Genomic DNA, 15,481 nt, shown 5'->3' on the forward strand with positions numbered 1-15,481 from the left:
CTCCTCGCAGAAGAAGGTGTTCGACGAGATGCCGCTGCCCGGCCCGATGATGATCCTGCCGGGCATGGGCAACATGCGGGTGATGGTGAGCATGGACGGCCTGCCCCACATGGGCCGCATGCCGCCGCTTCCGCCCCTGCCGGTCCGGCCCGCGCCGCCCGCCCCGCCGCGGCTCGACTGACTGCGCCGTGCTTGCCGGGATCAGAAGCGCGGTCTAATCCGGCCCCATGATCCCGGCTCCGGCCTTCCTGACCAACCCCGAGCGGTTCATGGCGTTCTCGCGCTGGGCCGCGCCGATGTTCGGGGCGATCGCCGTGGCCTGCGCCGTGGCCGGCCTGTGGCTGGGCTGGAGCGCGCCGCCGGACTACCAGCAGAGCTTCACGGTCCGCATCCTGTTCATCCACATCCCGACGGCGTGGATGAGCGAGTTCGTCTACGCCTGCCTTGCGGTCGCCAGCCTGCTCTCGCTGGTCTGGCGCCAGCTCCTGGCCGACTGCGCCGCCCAGGCCGCCGCGCCGCTGGGCGCGGGCTTCACCCTGCTGACCCTGGCCACCGGTTCGCTCTGGGGCCGGCCGGAATGGGGCGCCTGGTGGGTGTGGGACGCGCGGCTGACCTCGGAACTGGTGCTGTTCCTGATCTACCTGGCCTACATGGCGCTGCGCGCCGCCATGGACGACGAGACCAAGGGGGCGCGGGCCGCCGCTATCCTGGCCCTGGTGGGCGCGGTGAACCTGCCGATCATCCACTACAGCGTCTACTGGTGGAACACCCTGCACCAGGGCGCCTCGGTGTTCACGTCCACGGGCTCGAAACTGGCGCCGGTGTTCTACTGGCCGGTGATCCTGATGGTGCTGGCCTACACCTCGGCGTTCGGGTCGCTGTGGCTGGTGCGGATCCGCGGCGAGGTCTGGCGCCGGCGCGCCGAGGCCGCCGCCCTGCGGATCGCCAGGGGCTGACCTGGGGCTCACATGATCCACCTCGAAACCGGCAAGTACGCCTTCTACATCTGGACCGCCTATGGCCTTTCCGCCGCCGTGTTCGTGGCCATGGTGGGCGCCAGTCTCAACCTCTCGCGCCGCTGGAAGGCGCGCTACGAAGAGCTGTCGCGGAAATGAGCCCCAGCCATGAGTAGGTGGGTCGCCGCCCTGCCGCTGGTCGTGCTGGCGGTGCTGGCCATCCTGTTCGCGGGCTACGGCCTGCACCACGACCCGCATGTGATCCCCAAGGCGCTGGTCGGCAAGGAGACGCCGGACCTCGCCCTGCCCAACCTCGACGACGGCGCCCTGCAGCAGGTCCGCGAGGCGTCGCGTCAGGGCCCGGTGCTGATCAATTTCTTCGCGTCCTGGTGCGGCCCCTGCCAGATCGAGCACCCGGTGCTGATGGACCTTCAGGCCAGGCACGTGCGGATCGTCGGCATCGCCTACAAGGACGACCCGCAGAACACCAAGGCCTTCCTGGCCAAGCTGGGCGATCCGTTCAGCGAGCGGCTGGTCGACCGCGACGGCCGCGCCGGCATCGAGTTCGGCGTCTCCGGCGTGCCGGAGACCTATGTGGTGGCGCAGGGCGGCGAGGTGCTGGCCAAGTACACCAACCTGAGCCCGGGCGACGTCCAGCCGCTGACCGCGCGGATGTTAACCGGGCGTTGATCACGACCGGGGCAAGTTGAGCGGGCGTTAACCATACTTGAGCCCCTTCGCCCGTGACGCCGATCCGCCCGAACGCCTTTCCGCCCCAGGCCCCGACCGCCGCGCCGGGCCAGGCCGCGGACGCCGCCCGGTCCGCCGCGCAACGGGCCTTCTTCGACGCCGCCCTGGGCCGGGCCGCCGCGCCGGCTGCGCCCGCCGCGCCGCAGGCGGCGACCTTCACGCCGACGGCCGCTCCCGCAGCCGCCCCGGCGCAACTGCGCCCGGCGGCGGTTCCCACCGAGCCTCCGGCCAAGATCCTTCGACCCGGCTCGCTGCTCGACATCCGCGTCTGACACCGCGAGCCATAGAGCTAAACCTTTAGAATAATTAACTTCCTTAACCGGGAACGGCGGTCGCTCACAGGTGTTTTCTGGAACGCCATGCAGACCCGTGACTCCAGGATCCATGCGGAAGCCGTCGCCCTGTGGGAGGCGCTGTACGGCGAGCGCTCGCCCCCGCAGGACGCTCAGGGTTCGGCCCTGCTGGCCCTGGTGACCCGCAACCTGCCGTCTGAATCCTATGTACGGCTGCGCTCGCCGTTCCTGCGGCCCTCGACCATCGTCGGGCCCGGCCAGCCGACCCAGGAAGACGCGCTGGACTAGGCGGCCTTCTTCTTCGCCTTCTTGTGCCCGCCCTTGTGGCCGGCCTTGCCCGCCTTGGCGACCTTGGCCGGCTTCGGGGGCTTGGCCGGTTTCGGGGCCTTTTCCGTTTTCGCCGGCGCCTTCTTTTCGGCCTTCGGCGCGTCCGGGGTGCGGGCCAGGTCGCGCAGCAGGCCCACGAAGGCCGAGCGGCGGCCGCCGCCGGAGATCAGCTTCAGCAGCCGCGCGTCCGCCTGGGCCATCTTCGGCCGGGCGGCGGCCAGGGCCAGCCGGCCCTCCTCGGTGAGGCGCACCGCGTTCGCCCGGGCGTCGATGTTGGAGCGTTCGCGCTCCAGCAGGCCCTTGCCGATCATCCGCCGCGCCATGTCGGCCAGGGTCGAGCGGTCGATGCCGGTGATCCGCACCAGGTCGGCCTGGGTCGCGCCCTCCCGCTCGTCGGCGGCGGCCAGCACCGCATACTGTCGTTGGGTGATCCCGGCCTCGCCGAACTCGTCCACATAGATGTCGAGGGCCCGCTGCAGGGCGCGGTGCAGGAGGTGGCTGGGCGACTGGTCGAGCGCGGCGATGCCGCCCTTAGCGCCGGACTTGCTCTTGGCCATCGGTCTCCCCCGCGAGCTCGGCAGCGTCAATAAAGGAGGAATACGTCGGTTTGATTACAGACCTTCCGTGGGCGGCGCCGCAAGTCTATGGCGCGTCCACCGGCGGCTTGCCGTCCGCCGGCTCCTTCGCCGCCTCCGCCTCGTCGTCGGGCATGTGCTTCATGATCAGCGGCGCCTGGCTCATGGCGAACAGGAAGATGATGATCGCCACGCCCGGGAACTTGAAGAACGCCCAGGTGACCGTGCTCTGGGTGCGCCAGACCACCTCGTTGGCGACGGCGAGGGCGAAGAAGAACAGGGCGTAGCGCAGGGTGAGCGTACGGACGGCCGGGTCCGGAAGATGGAAGGCGTCGCCCATCAGCACCTTCAGCGGGTTCTTGCCGCGCAGGGCGCCGGTGACCAGGAACAGGCCGAAGGCGGTGTAGAGGATGGTCGGCTTGACCTTGATGAACCGCGCGTCGTGGAAAAAGATCGTCAGGCCGCCGAAGATCAGCCCAAGGACGGCGGTGACCAGCGGCATGTTCGCCAGGCGCCGCTCCCAGAGCAGGCCCACCAGCAGCGCCAGCACCGAGCCGCCGATGATCGCCCAGCTCGAGAGGATGGCGGATTCGTTGTCGTCGTAGTGCTGCAGCTTGGTCACCAGCACGCTGATCAGGAAGGCGACCAGACCCGCGTAGTTCACGAACCAATGCACCGGGGCCGGCGCCTTGCGGGCCGGCGTGGACAGGTGGGGCGTCTCGTTACTCAACGGACCGGCTCCGAAAGGCCGACCAGGGAGCGGGCGAAGGCATGGGCGTCGAAGGGCTGCAGGTCGTCGATCCCCTCGCCCACGCCGATCAGCTTGATCGGACTGTCCGAGGCCTGAGCGACCGGCACCAACACCCCGCCGCGCGCGGTGCCGTCGAGCTTGGTCATGACGATGCCGCTGACCCCGATCTGGTTGCCGAAGATGTTCTCCTGGGCCAGGGCGTTGCGCCCCACCGTGGCGTCCAGCACCAGCAGGGTCTCGTGCGGCGCCTCGGGCGCGACCTTCTTCACCACGCGGATGATCTTGTGCAACTCATCCATCAGCCCCTGCTTGTTCTGCAGCCGGCCGGCGGTGTCGATCAGCACCACGTCGTAGCTCTGCGCCTGGGCCCGTTCCACGGCTTCGAAGACCAGGCCAGCGGCGTCGGAGTTCATCGGCCGGGAGATGAAGTCGGCGCCGGCCCGCTCCGCCCAGACCTTCAGCTGCTCCACGGCGGCGGCGCGGAAGGTGTCGCCGGCCACCACCAGCACCTTGGCGCCGCGGCCGACCAGGTCGGACGCGATCTTGCCGAGCGTCGTGGTCTTGCCCGAGCCGTTCACCCCGATGAACAGCACGATGTAGGGCCGCGGGCCGGCCAAGGCGTCGAAATGGCCCTGGCGCGCGGCCAGCTCGTCGCCGATCGCGGCGGCGAGCGCCTCCTTGATCTCGGCCTCGTCGACATTCTTGCCGAACTTCTCGTCGGCGAAGCGCTGGGTGATGCGGGCGGCGGAGTGCGGGCCGAGGTCGGCCTCGATCAGCATCTCCTCCAGCTCGTCGAGCTTGGCCTGGTCGAGGGGCTCCTTGGCCACGAAGACCTGGGTGATCTGCTCGCTGATCTGCTTGGACGAGCGCGTCAGGCCTTCGGTGAGCCGTGAGAACCAGCCGCGTTTGGGTTCGGTCATGCGGGGGCCTATAGCGGGCTCATTGCGCGCCGTCACGAACCCTTCCAGGCTCGTGTGCTGGATTTGAAGTTCGCTTCGTTCTGGGTCGCGCGCCGAGCGAACTTCAAATCCGAAAAGCACACGAGCAAGTCTATATTGGCTAGCGTCCTTCTTGATTCCGAAGTTCGTCGGAGCCCGCCACATGCGCATGCGAACTTCGGAATCAGGACGCTAGCGGCGCCATGGATCGGCTCACCGCCACGCTCACCGTGCTGGACTACGCCGCCGTCGCGGTGTTCGGCGCGACCGGCGCGCTGGCGGCGGCGCGGCGCAAGCATGACATCGTCACCTTCGGCTTCTTCGCCGCGGTCACCGGCGTCGGCGGCGGGACCCTGCGCGACCTGCTGATCGGCGCGCCGGTCTTCTGGGTCGGCAGGCCGCAGTACATCGTGGCCTGCCTGGCCGCCGCCGCGGCGGTGTGGATCCTGGGCCCGCGCCGCTTCCGCGGCCAGACGCTCACCTGGCTCGACGCCCTGGGGATGGCCGCCTACACGGTGGTCGGCGCGCTGAAGGCCCAGTCGCTGGGCGCGCCGCCGTTCAGCGCCGTGGTCATGGGCGTGCTGACCGCCACCTTCGGGGGCGTGATCCGCGATGTCCTGGCCCACGAACCCTCGGTTCTGCTGCAGCGCGAGCTCTATGTGACCCCGGCGCTGGCCGGCGCGGCGGCCTTCGTGATCCTGACCCTGGTGGGCATGCCGACTATCGCGGCGGGCGTGGCAGGCTTCGGCATCGCGCTCACCCTGCGCGCCGGGGCGATCCTCTGGAAATGGTCGCTGCCGGGGTTCGGCGGCCCAACCGACGCGGACGGCTAGCGCTCGGCCGGCGGCCAGGCCTCGGTGTCGTGGTCCGGGTGCTGGTAGGACGTGATACTGGCCAGATGGGCGGCGGCGCGGGGCTCGTCCTCCTCATGGACCGGCAGGGCCGCCAGCGCGGCGAAATCGGCGATGCGATCGCGCGACCCGAGCTGCTCGCGCAGCCTGATCTCACCCGGCTGGTCGAAGGCGCCGACGGCGAGCGCGAGGAGGCGGTCCCCGTACTCATAGGTGAGCGGGCTTCCGCAATCGGCGCAGAAGCCGCGCCAGACCTTGTTCGAGCTCTGGAACCGCTGGCGCGCGCCGCGCGTCCAGGTGAGCTCGTCCGGGCGGACCGAGGCGTAGGATCCGAAGAGGCCGCCGGTCGCCTTCTGGCACATGCGGCAGTGACAGATCGAGGCCGCCCCGACCTTGCCCTCGACCCGGAAGCGCACCGCCCCGCACTGACAACCGCCGCTGATGCTCATTCCGCCGCCTCCAGGACCGGGACCCGCGCCAGGACTCGCCGGCCGTCGTGGCCGGTGACCGCGAAGGCCGCAACCTCGCCCACCGCCGCCGGGCCGGTGAAGGCGATCTCGGTGAAGTCCTCGGCCCGGGCGAGGCCCCCTTGCTTGGGATCGGCACGTTCCACCAGCCCCATCAGCCTTCGCCCGACCTGACGGTCCAGGTGGCGGCCGAGCGCCGCCTCGCCCGCCGCCCGCAGGCGCGCGGCGCGGGCCTTCACCTCGGGCTTGGCGACCGCCGGCATGCGCGCGGCCGGCGTGCCGGGGCGCGGGCTGTAGGGGAAGACGTGCAGGAACGACAGCCCGGCTTCTTCCACCAGCGACAGGGTGTTTTCGAACATCGCCTCGGTCTCGGTCGGGAAGCCGGCGATCAGGTCGGCGCCGAAGGCGGTGTCGGGGCGCACGGCGCGCACCTCGGCCACCAGCCGCAGTGCGTCGGCGCGGCTGTGGCGGCGCTTCATCCGCTTCAGGATCATATCGTCGCCCGCCTGCAGCGACAGGTGCAGGTAGGGCATCAGCCGCGGCTCCTCGGCCAGGCAGCGCAGCAGGTCGGCGTCGATCTCGGCCGCGTCGATGGACGACAGGCGCAGCCTGGGCAGCTCCGGGACCAGCTTCAGGATGCGGGCTGTCAGCTGGCCCAGGGTGGGCGCGCCCGGCAGGTCGGCGCCCCAGCTGGTCACGTCCACGCCGGTCAGCACCACCTCGCGGTAGCCTTGGGCGGCCAGCCTTCGCACCTGTTCCACCACCTCGCCCGCCGGCGCCGAGCGCGAGTTCCCGCGGCCATAAGGGATGATGCAGAAGGTGCAGCGGTGGTCGCAGCCGTTCTGCACCTCGACATAGGCGCGGGCGCGGTCCTTCAGCCCATCCACCAGGTGCCCGGCGGTCTCGCGCACGCTCATGATGTCGTTGACCCGCACCCGGCCGGCCTGCGGCTTCGGCAGATAGGCGCCGGCCTGTGACTTCTCGGCGTTGCCCAGCACCAAGTCCACCTCGGCCATGGCGGCGAAGGCGGCGGGGTCGATCTGGGCGGCGCAGCCGGTGACGATCAGCTTCGCGCCCGGCCGCTCGCGCCGCGCCTTGCGGATCGCCTGCCTGGCCTGGCGCACCGCCTCGCCGGTCACCGCGCAGGTGTTGAAGACCACGGCGTCGGAGAGCCCGTCGGCGGCGGCCTGCTTGCGGATGATCTCGCTCTCGTAGGCGTTCAGCCGGCAGCCGAACGTCACGATATCGACGTCGGTGGGCTCGCCGCTCATGGCAGCTCCCCCGCGAAGTCGACGGCGGCCGGGCCGGTCATGTGGACGTGGCCGTCCTCGCGCCATTCGATCAAGAGTTCGCCGCCATCGGTGACGACCACGGCGGCGCGATCCGCCAGGTCACGGCGCGACGCCGCCACCAGCGCCGCGCAGGCGCCGGTGCCGCAGGCCCGGGTCAGGCCCGCGCCGCGCTCCCAGACCCTTAAGGCGATGCGACCGCGGTCGATGACCTGGGCGAAGCCGACGTTCACATGCTGCGGGAACAGGATGTCGTGCTCGACCAGCGGCCCGATGGTCGCGATGGGCGTGGCGTCCAGGTCGTCCACGAAGAACACCACGTGCGGGTTGCCCATGGAGACGCAGCCCGGCGCGCTGGAAAGCGTGGGGTCGTCATAGAGCGCCGCGTCCAGCGCCCGGGTGTCCTGCTCGCGGCTGAGCGGGATGTCGCGCCAGTCCAGGCCCGGTTCGCCCATGTCGACGCTGACCAGCCGCTCGCCGGCGCGGGTGGCGATCAGCCGGCCGGCCTGGGTCTCGATCACCGCCCGGTCGGTCCCGGCGGCCTGCATCAAGAGCCAGCCCACGCAGCGCGTGCCGTTGCCGCAGGCGGAGACTTCCTCGCCATCGGAATTCCAGAACCGCGCCTTGGCGTCGGCGCCCTCGCCGGGCTCGATCGAGATGAGCTGGTCGCAGCCGACGCCGCTCTTCCGATCGGCGATCGCGCGCACCTCATCGGCGCTCGGCGCGAACGGCGCGCTGCGGGCCTCGACCACGACGAAGTCGTTGCCGAGCCCGTTCATCTTCAGGAACGGACGGCTCATGGCGGCGGACATATAGGCGAAGAGCGGCCGTTAGGCACGCGCGCCAAGGAACAGGCGCGTTTCCGACCGGAAATCACTCCGCGCGAGACAGGTTCGTTCCGACCTCGCTAGAAATGTGGGCATGAAAGCTCTGCCGCTCACGCTCGCCGCCCTCGTCTCGCTCACCGCCGCCGGCGCCGTCCTCACGGCCGCCCACGCCCAGGGCCCCAAGGAGATCGGCGCGGTCGATCCCTTCCAGTGGCTGGAGGACATCGACAGTCCCAGGTCCATGGCCTGGGTCGAGGGCCAGAACGCCAAGACCCACGTGCGGCTGGAGGAAGACCCGCGCTACGAGGTGTTCCGCAAGGAGGCGCTGGCGATCTTCACCGCCAAGGACCGCATCGCCACCCCGCGGTTCCGGGCCGGCGGCGTCGACAACTTCTGGCAGGACGGGACCCACATCCACGGGATCTGGCGGCACACGAGCCTGGCGTCCTACCGCACCGCCGACCCCAAGTGGCAGACCCTGCTCGACCTCGACGCCCTGTCGAAGGCCGAGGGCAAGAACTGGATCTGGAAGGGCGCCAATTGCTTGAAGCCCGCCCAGACGCTCTGCCTCGTCCACCTCTCCAACGGCGGCTCGGACGCGGTTGAGGATCGCGAGTTCGACACTGCGACCGGCAAGTTCGTCGAAGGTGGCTTCCACTTCCCCAACGCCAAGCAGAACGCCGCCTGGATCGACAAGGACACCCTGATCGTCTCCCGCCCCTGGACGCCCGACGAGGTGACCAGGTCCGGCTACGCCTACGTCGTGAAGATCGTGAAGCGCGGCGCCGAGCCTCGGGAGGTGTTCCGCGGCGCCAAGACCGACGTCCAGGCCGGCGCCCGGGTGCTGGAGGGCGAGCACGGCGCGGTCGACGGGGTGATGATCAGCCACGGCCTCACCTTCTACGAGCGCGAATTCAAGCTGCTCGACGACAAGGGCGGCCTGACCGCGATCCCGCTGCCCCGGAAGGTCGAGGAAGACACCTACGTCGATGGCCAGCTGGTCTTCACGATCAAGCAGGACTGGAAGGCCTTCAAGGCCGGCGCAGTGATCAGCTACGACCTGGCCGACCTCAAGAAGGACCCGGCGAACGCCAAGGCCCAGCTGGTGTTCATGCCCGGCGCGCACGAGGCCGTGGAGCGGGTGTCGTCCTCGAAGGACCGGCTGGCGATCGTCCTGCTGGACGACGTGAAGGGCGCGGTCGACGTCTACGACCACAAGGCAGGCGTCTGGCTGGCCCACCGGCTGAAGCTGCCGGCCAACGCCAACATCAACCTGGTCAGCGCGTCGGACGACGACAACCAGATGTTCTTCACCGCCGAGGGCTTCCTCGACCCGACCTCGCTATGGCTGGCCGACGCCGCCGGCTTCGCCACCGCCAGGGTGAAGCAGCTTCCGGCCCAGTTCGACGCCAGCAAGGACGTGGTGGACCAGCACTTCGCCACCTCGAACGACGGGACCAAGATCCCCTACTTCGTGGTCCACCGGAAGGACATGAAGCTCGACGGCTCAACGGCCGTCCAGATGTTCGGCTACGGCGGCTTCGAGCTTTCCGAGCCGCCGGCCTACATCCCGCAGATGGGCAAGCTGTGGCTCGAGCGCGGCGGCGCCTATGTGGTCGCCAACATCCGCGGCGGCGGCGAGTTCGGCCCGGCCTGGCACGAGGCGGCGCTGCGCGAGCACCGCCAGCGGGCCTTCGACGATTTCGCCTCGGTGGCCAAGGACCTGGAGACACGGAAGATCACCTCGCCGCGCCACATGGGCATCTATGCGCGCTCCAACGGCGGCATCCTGACCACGGTCTCGATGACCCAGCATCCGGAACTGTTCAACGCGGTGGTGGTCGAGAGCCCGCTGATCGACATGCTGCGCTACAACCACCTGTCGGCCGGCGCGTCCTGGGTGGCGGAATACGGCGATCCGGACATTCCGGCGGACCGCGAGTTCATCGCCAAATATTCGGCCTACCAGAACCTGAAGCCCGGGGTGAAATACCCCGAGCCCTACATCACCACCAACACCCGCGACGACCGGGTGCATCCGGGCCATCCGCGCAAGTTCGCCGCGATGATGGAGAAGATGGGCCTGCCCTATCTCTACTACGAGCAGACCTTCGGCGGGCACGCCAACGACGCCGACCCGGAACTGAACGCCCGCCGCTGGGCCCGGCACTACGTCTATCTGTCCCAAAAGCTGATGGACTGAAACGCGGTGTCATCCCGGTTTCGCCGCCAGGCGAAGACCGGGACCCATACACGCCCTGGGTGGGGAAAGGCCTGAACTTCGACGCTGAGCCTCTCCTGGCGACACAGAGTCAATGGGTCCCGGACATGCCGCTACGCGCCATTCCGGGATGACACCGGAAACGCGAAACCTCCGCCTCTGGCGAGGCGGGGGCGCCGGACCTTTGACTGTAGGATAGCGCCGGCCCACCTGGGCGCGGCGTCAGCCGAAGGAAGCGGGTCTTAGAGCTTTTCGATCGCCGCGGCGGTGTCGTCGATCATGGCGATCAGCCGGTCGATCTGCTCGTCGGTGATCGGGCGGCGCATCCGTTGGCCGAGCGCCATGCCGAGGTTGGCCATGGCGCGGCCGACCCGATGGCCGGAGTGGCGCGAGGCCTGGCTGGCTTCGTCCATGCGGCCGAAGATGGCGTCGACGCCGGCCTTGTTCTGCTCAAGGGCCGCGCGGCCTTCCGCCGTGATCTCGAACAGCTTGCGGCCGCCGTCCGCCTCGGTCGGGCGGATGAAGCCTTCGTCCTCCAGCAGCGAAAGCAGCGGGTAGATGACGCCGGGGCTGGGCCGGTAGGCGCCGCCGGTGCGCTCTTCCAGCTCCTTGATCAGCTCATAGCCGTGGCGCGGCTGTTCGGCGATCAGGCTGAGGACCACGAAGCGAAGGTCGCCGTGCTCCATGAAGCGCCCGCCGCGATGGCGGCCGTGATGGTCGCGGGCGTGCTCCGCCCAGTGGCCCCAGCGGCCGCGGCCATGGCGCTCGTGCCGGTCGCCGAAGAAATGATGGTGTCTATGCATATCGAAGCCCCCTCCTTAGTCGGGGCGATTTCGATATATCTGGACTGTTTTCGAAATGCAAGCGTATTTCGATATATCTTTTTTAGTCGTTGAAGTCGGACCTCACTCCCGCAGCACCTCGGCCAGCAGCCGGCCTTCGGCGCCGCGGTTGGAGCCGGCGCGCCAGGCGACGACGATCTCGCGACTGGGGTGCGGCGCATCGATCGGCCGCACGGCGACCTGGGCCGCCTCGGCCAGGCCCGCGTCCACCGCCATGGCCGGCAGGAAGGTGACGCCCAGGCCCGAGCCCACCATCTGCACCAGGGTCGGCAGCGAGGTGGCGGCGAAGCTCTCCTCGCCCGGGGCGGCGCGCGGCGGCTTCAGCCCGCAGGCGGCCAGCGCGTGCTCGCGCAGGCAATGGCCATCTTCCAGCAGGATGATGCCTTCCTTTTCCAGCGCCTCGGGCGCCGCGGATTTCTCGCGCGCCAGCGGATGGTCGGCGGGGACGGCGGCCAGCAGCTCGTCGTCGGAGACGTGCGCCCAGTCCAGCCCGTGCATGTCGAACGGCAGGGCGATCAGGGCCGCGTCGAGCTGGCCCGCCTTCAGCGCCGCGATCAGCCGCTGGGTGAGGTCCTCGCGCAGATAGAGCCGCAGCTTAGGGAACCGCTGGCGCAGCAACGGCAGGGCGCGCGGCAACAGGAACGGCGCGACGGTCGGGATGACGCCCAGGCGGAAGCGGCCGGTCAGCGGCTGGCCGGCGTTCTTGGCCGCCTCCACCAGCTCCTCGGTCTCGTTGAGGATCACCGTGGCGCGGCGCAGCGCCTCCTCGCCCACGGCGGTGAGGATCACCCCGGAGCGGGCGCGGTCGACCACCGGGGCGTTCAGGGTCTTCTCCAGTTCCTGGATGCCGGACGACAGGGTGGGCTGGGTCACGTGGGCCGCCTCGGCGGCGCGGCCGAAGCTGCCGTGGTCGGCGAGCAGCTTCAGGTACTGCAGTTGGCGAAGGGTCGGGAGCATGCCTCAAGATAGGCTCGCTCTATCGAAAATCCACGCTCAATCGACGGGATATTGCACCAACCCTCGTCATCACCCGGCTTGTCCGGGTGATCCAGGCTGAGCAGCCATGCGGTCGCCGGCGAGGCGGCGCTGGCTGCCCCGGGATTCGTCCACGAACCACACGAACGAGACCGGCGGAGCCGGCAGAATTTGGAAACCACGGAATTCACGGAAGGACACGGAAAGCGCCAAGGCCATCTTCCGTGTGGTCCGTGTTTTCCGCAGCCCTAATCCGGCTTGCCCGTCTCGATGGCCTTCTTCAGCCGGGCGAGCTGTTCGCCCAGCACCTTGTCCACCGGGGTGGCGAAGGACTCGACGCCGCCTTTGACGTAGCCGCCGACGTCGTAGCTCAAGGTGACCTCGGTCTGCTCGCCCACCGGCTTCAGCGCATAGCTCAGGTGGCCCGAGGCGCCGGTGGCCTGCAGCGGCCCGAGCGCGCCGGACAGCCGCAGCATGGTGGCGCCGTCGGCGTAGACGATGTCCATGTGCCGCGCCGCGCCCTTCTTCAGCCGCTCGCAGAAGCAGCCGGCCGGATCGATGAACAGGTTCTTGGCGTCGCCGGAAAAGGTGTGCTGGCTCGACCACCACTTGGCCGGTCGCATCAGCGCATCCCAGACCTTGCTGCTGGGCGCGGCGATGGTGGCCTTCTCGACCACCTCGAAACCGGCGGGCGAGCGGTCGGTGACCTCGGCGCGGGCCGCACCCGCGACCGCCACGGCGGCCAGCGCGAAAAGCAGTCGTTTCATGATCGGGACCTCCTCCTAGGCCTGCTCGAAGCTTAGCGGCCCACCCCAGAAGGCTTCAACCAGGCTGGACTGGGCGCCCGGGCGGCCGGTGGTCAGGAAGCGGCGGCGGCCGCCCGTCCCGGCGTCGTATTCCGGATGGCGTTCGAGATAGCGCCCCAGGGCCTCGGCGGTGGCCTGCGGCTGGTGGATCAGCGGCGCGCCCGCCGGCAGGGCGGCGCGGAACAGGTCTCCCACGATCTCATAGTGGGTGCAGCCCAGGATCGCCCGGTCGGGCGGACGGCCGATGCGGGTGGTGATCGCCTTCACGTGCAGGGCGACGGCGGCGGCCAGCTCGTCGCGGGCCGCGCCCTGTTCGATCATCGGCGCCAGCTCCGGGCAGGCTTGCGAGAACACCGCCACGTCCTGGCGGCGCTTGTCGATCTCGATCTCATAGACCCGGCTGCCGGTCGTCGCCGGCGTCGAGAACACCGCCAGCACGTCCAGCTTCTCGACCTTGTCGCCGCGCCGCTCGGCCTCGTGCTCCCAGGGCAGGCCGGTGGCCGCCTCGATGGTCGGCACGATGATCCCCAGCACGTTCACCGGCCGGCCGAGTTCGCGCCGATAGCCCGGCAGCCAGGTCTGCTGCAGGCGCCGCAGCGCGATGCCGGAGGCTGTGTTGCAGGCCAGGACCACCAGGCTGCAGCCCTCGGCGAACAGCCGCTCGCAGCCGGCGCGCGTGAGGGTCACGATCTCCTCGCCGGGCCGGCCGCCATAGGGGGTATTGGCCTGGTCGGCCAGATAGATGAAGTCGGCGGCGGGGAACTGGCGCACCAAGCTGCGGTGGACCGACAGCCCGCCCACGCCGGAATCGAAGACGCCGATGGCCATGACCCGGTGTTAGCGGCGCCCGCCAGGACTGTCACCAGCCCCTTGCGGCGACGCTTGCGCGGGGGCCAGTCTGGCCGACGCGAGTCTTCCGGAGGAGCCCATGGCGCGCTTTTCAGACCTCGACCGGCGCAAACTCCTCGGCGTCTCGGCGAGCGCCGGCTTCCTGGGCCCCGCTCTGTTCGGATTGGGCGGCTGCGTCGCGATCTCCACACCCGCGCCGGTCAGGCCTGCGTCGGCCCCGAATCTGGCCACCGCGACGAAGCTTCCGCCCGGCCCGCCGATCTATCGGGTGCGGGCCAGCATGGATCGGGTGTTCGACATCACCGTCTGCCTGCGCCCGTTCCGCGCCCAGGGTCCGCGGATCGAGGCCGAGACCATCGGAAACACCCTCGTGGTCCACAACTACGGCCACGGCGGCTCCGGCTGGTCGCTGTCCTGGGGCTCGGGGACCATGGCGCTGCGCAAGGCCATGGCGAACAGCCCGAAGGAAATCGCCATCGTCGGCTGCGGCGCGCTCGGCCTGACCTCGGCGATCCTGGCGCAGGAGGCCGGCGCCAAGGTCACCATCTACGCCAAGGAGCTGTTGCCCGACGCCCGCTCGGCGCGCGCCACCGGCAGCTGGACGCCGGACAGCCGCATCGCGCTGGCCAGCGCCGCGCCGCCGGGCTTCGGCGACCTCTGGGAGGAGATGGCGCGTATCTCCTTCAAGCGCTACCGCCGCTACCTGGGCCTGCCCGGCTCGCCGGTGGAGTGGCGCGACCGCTATGTGGTGCTCGACGACCGGCCGGCCTATTCGCCGCCGCAGACCCGCCCGGCCCTGGAATTCGCCAGCTATTCGGACCGCCTCTCCGACATCACGCCGCGCGACCACGTCGCCCCGCCCGGCGCGACCCCGTTCCCGGGGACTGAGGTGCGCCGCTCTTCGCAGCTGCAGTTCAACGTCGCCGACTACGCCCATACCCTGATGGCCGACTTCCTGGCCGGCGGCGGCCAGGTGGAGCGCCGCGAGTTCCACACGCTCTCCGAGCTCGCCACCCTGCCGCAGAAGGTGGTGATCAACTGCCCGGGCTACGGGGCCCGCGTCCTTTGCCGCGACGAGAGCGTCACCCCGGTGCGCGGCCAGATCGCCTGGCTGATCCCGCAGGCCGAGGTGGACTACGGCCTCTACTACCACCACGTCGGCATGCTCTCGCGGCGCGACGGCATCGTCGTCCAGGCGCTCTGGGGCGGCGACATGATGGGCTATGAGAACGACCAGGAGGTGATCGACCGGGCCGAGGCGGAGCGGGCCGTGGGCGTGCTCGCCGACCTGTTCGGGCGCCTGAAGACCTGAGCCACCGCCAAAGCTGAAGTGTGCCGAATTGGGACGCCGCAGGTTGACACCGCTGTCAGACCGACCCATCTAGCGGCCCAACCCAGCCTCAAGCCAAGCTGTGACGGGAGCTTGCGCCGACCGCCGTTCCGGGCGGTTGGAGCGCCGCTGCGTCACCCGGCCTCATCGAACGATCATGTCCCCGAAATCCATCCCCGCCATCGACCCGGTCGCGGCCGTCGCGCTCGACATCGACGTCCAGACGGCGCTGGCGCTTTCGCGCGCCACCACCCGCGCCTTCGCCACCCTCTCGCCCAAGGCCCATCGCGCCATGATGGATGCGCTGGGGATCGAGGCCGCCAACCAGCAGGCCACCGGCGGCCCCGTCGCCGAACTGGTGGCCCAGCTCCTCAAGGGCCATCTGAACGATCTGAAGTAGACCGCCGCCGCTCCGGCCGGCTTTGGGCGCAAAT

Annotated in this window: 20 protein-coding genes; 10 read left to right on the forward strand and 10 right to left on the reverse strand. The window is 69.8% G+C overall.

Translation table 11 applies throughout. The annotated features are described in order from the left end of the window. The 6 genes from VGL85_RS02920 to VGL85_RS02945 all read left to right on the forward strand — a co-directional run. A partial coding sequence (locus tag VGL85_RS02920; protein WP_331585795.1) for a hypothetical protein occupies nucleotides 1-181 on the forward strand: 181 nt, incomplete at its 5' end. Between the two features lie 46 nt (nucleotides 182-227). Continuing rightward, complete coding sequence (gene ccmC, locus VGL85_RS02925) at nucleotides 228-956, forward strand: heme ABC transporter permease CcmC (RefSeq protein ID WP_331585797.1); 729 nt, start codon at nucleotides 228-230, stop codon at nucleotides 954-956. A gap of 12 nt (nucleotides 957-968) precedes the next feature. Continuing rightward, nucleotides 969-1,115, forward strand: coding sequence for a heme exporter protein CcmD (gene ccmD / locus VGL85_RS02930; RefSeq protein WP_331585799.1), 147 nt, complete (start codon nucleotides 969-971; stop codon nucleotides 1,113-1,115). Nucleotides 1,116-1,124: 9 nt separating this feature from the next. Then, entirely contained in the window at nucleotides 1,125-1,646 is a 522-nt protein-coding gene (locus VGL85_RS02935; protein WP_331585801.1) for a DsbE family thiol:disulfide interchange protein, read from the forward strand. Between the two features lie 53 nt (nucleotides 1,647-1,699). Further along, complete coding sequence (locus VGL85_RS02940) at nucleotides 1,700-1,978, forward strand: hypothetical protein (protein ID WP_331585803.1); 279 nt, start codon at nucleotides 1,700-1,702, stop codon at nucleotides 1,976-1,978. An 87-nt stretch (nucleotides 1,979-2,065) separates the two neighbouring features. After that, entirely contained in the window at nucleotides 2,066-2,287 is a 222-nt protein-coding gene (locus tag VGL85_RS02945) for a hypothetical protein (RefSeq protein WP_331585805.1), read from the forward strand. Here VGL85_RS02945 and VGL85_RS02950 read toward each other — a convergent pair. The 3 genes from VGL85_RS02950 to ftsY all read right to left on the reverse strand — a co-directional run bounded on the left by VGL85_RS02950 (nucleotide 2,284) and on the right by ftsY (nucleotide 4,572). Further along, nucleotides 2,284-2,883, reverse strand: a complete 600-nt coding sequence (locus VGL85_RS02950) for a MarR family winged helix-turn-helix transcriptional regulator (protein WP_331585807.1) — start codon at nucleotides 2,881-2,883, stop codon at nucleotides 2,284-2,286. The two genes, VGL85_RS02945 and VGL85_RS02950, sit on opposite strands and share 4 nt — an antisense overlap. Before the next feature lie 85 nt (nucleotides 2,884-2,968). Further along, complete coding sequence (locus VGL85_RS02955; RefSeq protein ID WP_331585809.1) at nucleotides 2,969-3,631, reverse strand: inner membrane-spanning protein YciB; 663 nt, start codon at nucleotides 3,629-3,631, stop codon at nucleotides 2,969-2,971. Next, nucleotides 3,628-4,572, reverse strand: a complete 945-nt coding sequence (ftsY, locus tag VGL85_RS02960) for a signal recognition particle-docking protein FtsY (protein ID WP_331585812.1) — start codon at nucleotides 4,570-4,572, stop codon at nucleotides 3,628-3,630. Before ftsY ends, VGL85_RS02955 begins: the two co-directional genes overlap by 4 nt. Nucleotides 4,573-4,793: 221 nt before the next feature. On the opposite strand from ftsY, the gene VGL85_RS02965 reads away from it, so the two are divergent. Continuing rightward, nucleotides 4,794-5,423 carry a trimeric intracellular cation channel family protein gene (locus VGL85_RS02965; RefSeq protein WP_331585814.1) on the forward strand — a complete coding sequence of 210 codons (630 nt, stop codon included), beginning with the start codon at nucleotides 4,794-4,796 and terminating at the stop codon, nucleotides 5,421-5,423. On the opposite strand, the gene VGL85_RS02970 is transcribed toward VGL85_RS02965, so the two are convergent. The 3 genes from VGL85_RS02970 to dapF are packed head-to-tail and all read right to left on the reverse strand — an operon-like array spanning nucleotide 5,420 to nucleotide 7,997. Next, the gene (locus VGL85_RS02970) at nucleotides 5,420-5,890 is read right to left on the reverse strand and encodes a GFA family protein (RefSeq protein ID WP_331585816.1); all 471 of its coding nucleotides are present in this window, start codon (nucleotides 5,888-5,890) and stop codon (nucleotides 5,420-5,422) included. The genes VGL85_RS02965 and VGL85_RS02970 overlap by 4 nt on opposite strands. Next, nucleotides 5,887-7,179, reverse strand: coding sequence for a tRNA (N(6)-L-threonylcarbamoyladenosine(37)-C(2))-methylthiotransferase MtaB (gene mtaB, locus VGL85_RS02975; RefSeq protein ID WP_414695160.1), 1,293 nt, complete (start codon nucleotides 7,177-7,179; stop codon nucleotides 5,887-5,889). The genes VGL85_RS02970 and mtaB overlap by 4 nt, the downstream gene beginning before the upstream one ends. Continuing rightward, on the reverse strand, nucleotides 7,176-7,997 hold the full coding sequence (gene dapF, locus VGL85_RS02980; RefSeq protein ID WP_331585820.1) for a diaminopimelate epimerase: 822 nt from the start codon (nucleotides 7,995-7,997) through the stop codon (nucleotides 7,176-7,178). Before dapF ends, mtaB begins: the two co-directional genes overlap by 4 nt. A gap of 121 nt (nucleotides 7,998-8,118) precedes the next feature. Here dapF and VGL85_RS02985 point away from each other — a divergent pair, with 121 nt between their 5' ends. Beyond that, a complete protein-coding gene (locus tag VGL85_RS02985) occupies nucleotides 8,119-10,227 on the forward strand; it encodes a prolyl oligopeptidase family serine peptidase (RefSeq protein ID WP_331585822.1) in 2,109 nt (702 codons plus the stop codon). A gap of 260 nt (nucleotides 10,228-10,487) precedes the next feature. On the opposite strand, the gene VGL85_RS02990 is transcribed toward VGL85_RS02985, so the two are convergent. The 4 genes from VGL85_RS02990 to VGL85_RS03005 all read right to left on the reverse strand — a co-directional run bounded on the left by VGL85_RS02990 (nucleotide 10,488) and on the right by VGL85_RS03005 (nucleotide 13,696). After that, nucleotides 10,488-11,048 carry a PadR family transcriptional regulator gene (locus VGL85_RS02990; protein WP_331585825.1) on the reverse strand — a complete coding sequence of 187 codons (561 nt, stop codon included), beginning with the start codon at nucleotides 11,046-11,048 and terminating at the stop codon, nucleotides 10,488-10,490. A gap of 102 nt (nucleotides 11,049-11,150) precedes the next feature. Then, the gene (locus tag VGL85_RS02995; RefSeq protein WP_331585827.1) at nucleotides 11,151-12,044 is read right to left on the reverse strand and encodes a hydrogen peroxide-inducible genes activator; all 894 of its coding nucleotides are present in this window, start codon (nucleotides 12,042-12,044) and stop codon (nucleotides 11,151-11,153) included. A gap of 266 nt (nucleotides 12,045-12,310) precedes the next feature. Next, complete coding sequence (locus VGL85_RS03000) at nucleotides 12,311-12,829, reverse strand: SRPBCC family protein (RefSeq protein ID WP_331585829.1); 519 nt, start codon at nucleotides 12,827-12,829, stop codon at nucleotides 12,311-12,313. Nucleotides 12,830-12,844: 15 nt separating this feature from the next. Next, nucleotides 12,845-13,696, reverse strand: a complete 852-nt coding sequence (locus tag VGL85_RS03005) for an aspartate/glutamate racemase family protein (protein ID WP_331585831.1) — start codon at nucleotides 13,694-13,696, stop codon at nucleotides 12,845-12,847. 100 nt (nucleotides 13,697-13,796) lie between these two features. On the opposite strand from VGL85_RS03005, the gene VGL85_RS03010 reads away from it, so the two are divergent. Both VGL85_RS03010 and VGL85_RS03015 read left to right on the forward strand, forming a co-directional pair. After that, nucleotides 13,797-15,029: an FAD-dependent oxidoreductase gene (locus VGL85_RS03010; RefSeq protein ID WP_331585833.1), complete on the forward strand. Its 1,233-nt coding sequence runs from the start codon at nucleotides 13,797-13,799 to the stop codon at nucleotides 15,027-15,029. A gap of 175 nt (nucleotides 15,030-15,204) precedes the next feature. Next, nucleotides 15,205-15,447, forward strand: coding sequence for a hypothetical protein (locus VGL85_RS03015; RefSeq protein ID WP_331585835.1), 243 nt, complete (start codon nucleotides 15,205-15,207; stop codon nucleotides 15,445-15,447). The last annotated feature ends 34 nt before the right edge of the window (nucleotides 15,448-15,481 follow it).

The sequence above is a fragment of the Phenylobacterium sp. genome (assembly GCF_036501465.1).
Classification (GTDB): domain Bacteria; phylum Pseudomonadota; class Alphaproteobacteria; order Caulobacterales; family Caulobacteraceae; genus Phenylobacterium.

Bases quoted from the DNA above. Each gene is read 5' to 3' on its own strand.
- ccmC (WP_331585797.1), top strand. From the start codon at position 228: ATGATCCCGGCTCCGGCCTTCCTGACCAACCCCGAGCGGTTCATGGCG.
- ccmD (WP_331585799.1), top strand. From the start codon at position 969: ATGATCCACCTCGAAACCGGCAAGTACGCCTTCTACATCTGGACCGCC.
- VGL85_RS02935 (WP_331585801.1), top strand. From the start codon at position 1,125: ATGAGTAGGTGGGTCGCCGCCCTGCCGCTGGTCGTGCTGGCGGTGCTG.
- VGL85_RS02945 (WP_331585805.1), top strand. From the start codon at position 2,066: ATGCAGACCCGTGACTCCAGGATCCATGCGGAAGCCGTCGCCCTGTGG.
- VGL85_RS02950 (WP_331585807.1), bottom strand. From the start codon at position 2,883: ATGGCCAAGAGCAAGTCCGGCGCTAAGGGCGGCATCGCCGCGCTCGAC.
- ftsY (WP_331585812.1), bottom strand. From the start codon at position 4,572: ATGACCGAACCCAAACGCGGCTGGTTCTCACGGCTCACCGAAGGCCTG.
- VGL85_RS02965 (WP_331585814.1), top strand. From the start codon at position 4,794: ATGGATCGGCTCACCGCCACGCTCACCGTGCTGGACTACGCCGCCGTC.
- VGL85_RS02970 (WP_331585816.1), bottom strand. From the start codon at position 5,890: ATGAGCATCAGCGGCGGTTGTCAGTGCGGGGCGGTGCGCTTCCGGGTC.
- mtaB (WP_414695160.1), bottom strand. From the start codon at position 7,179: ATGAGCGGCGAGCCCACCGACGTCGATATCGTGACGTTCGGCTGCCGG.
- dapF (WP_331585820.1), bottom strand. From the start codon at position 7,997: ATGAGCCGTCCGTTCCTGAAGATGAACGGGCTCGGCAACGACTTCGTC.
- VGL85_RS02985 (WP_331585822.1), top strand. From the start codon at position 8,119: ATGAAAGCTCTGCCGCTCACGCTCGCCGCCCTCGTCTCGCTCACCGCC.
- VGL85_RS02990 (WP_331585825.1), bottom strand. From the start codon at position 11,048: ATGCATAGACACCATCATTTCTTCGGCGACCGGCACGAGCGCCATGGC.
- VGL85_RS02995 (WP_331585827.1), bottom strand. From the start codon at position 12,044: ATGCTCCCGACCCTTCGCCAACTGCAGTACCTGAAGCTGCTCGCCGAC.
- VGL85_RS03000 (WP_331585829.1), bottom strand. From the start codon at position 12,829: ATGAAACGACTGCTTTTCGCGCTGGCCGCCGTGGCGGTCGCGGGTGCG.
- VGL85_RS03005 (WP_331585831.1), bottom strand. From the start codon at position 13,696: ATGGCCATCGGCGTCTTCGATTCCGGCGTGGGCGGGCTGTCGGTCCAC.
- VGL85_RS03010 (WP_331585833.1), top strand. From the start codon at position 13,797: ATGGCGCGCTTTTCAGACCTCGACCGGCGCAAACTCCTCGGCGTCTCG.
- VGL85_RS03015 (WP_331585835.1), top strand. From the start codon at position 15,205: ATGTCCCCGAAATCCATCCCCGCCATCGACCCGGTCGCGGCCGTCGCG.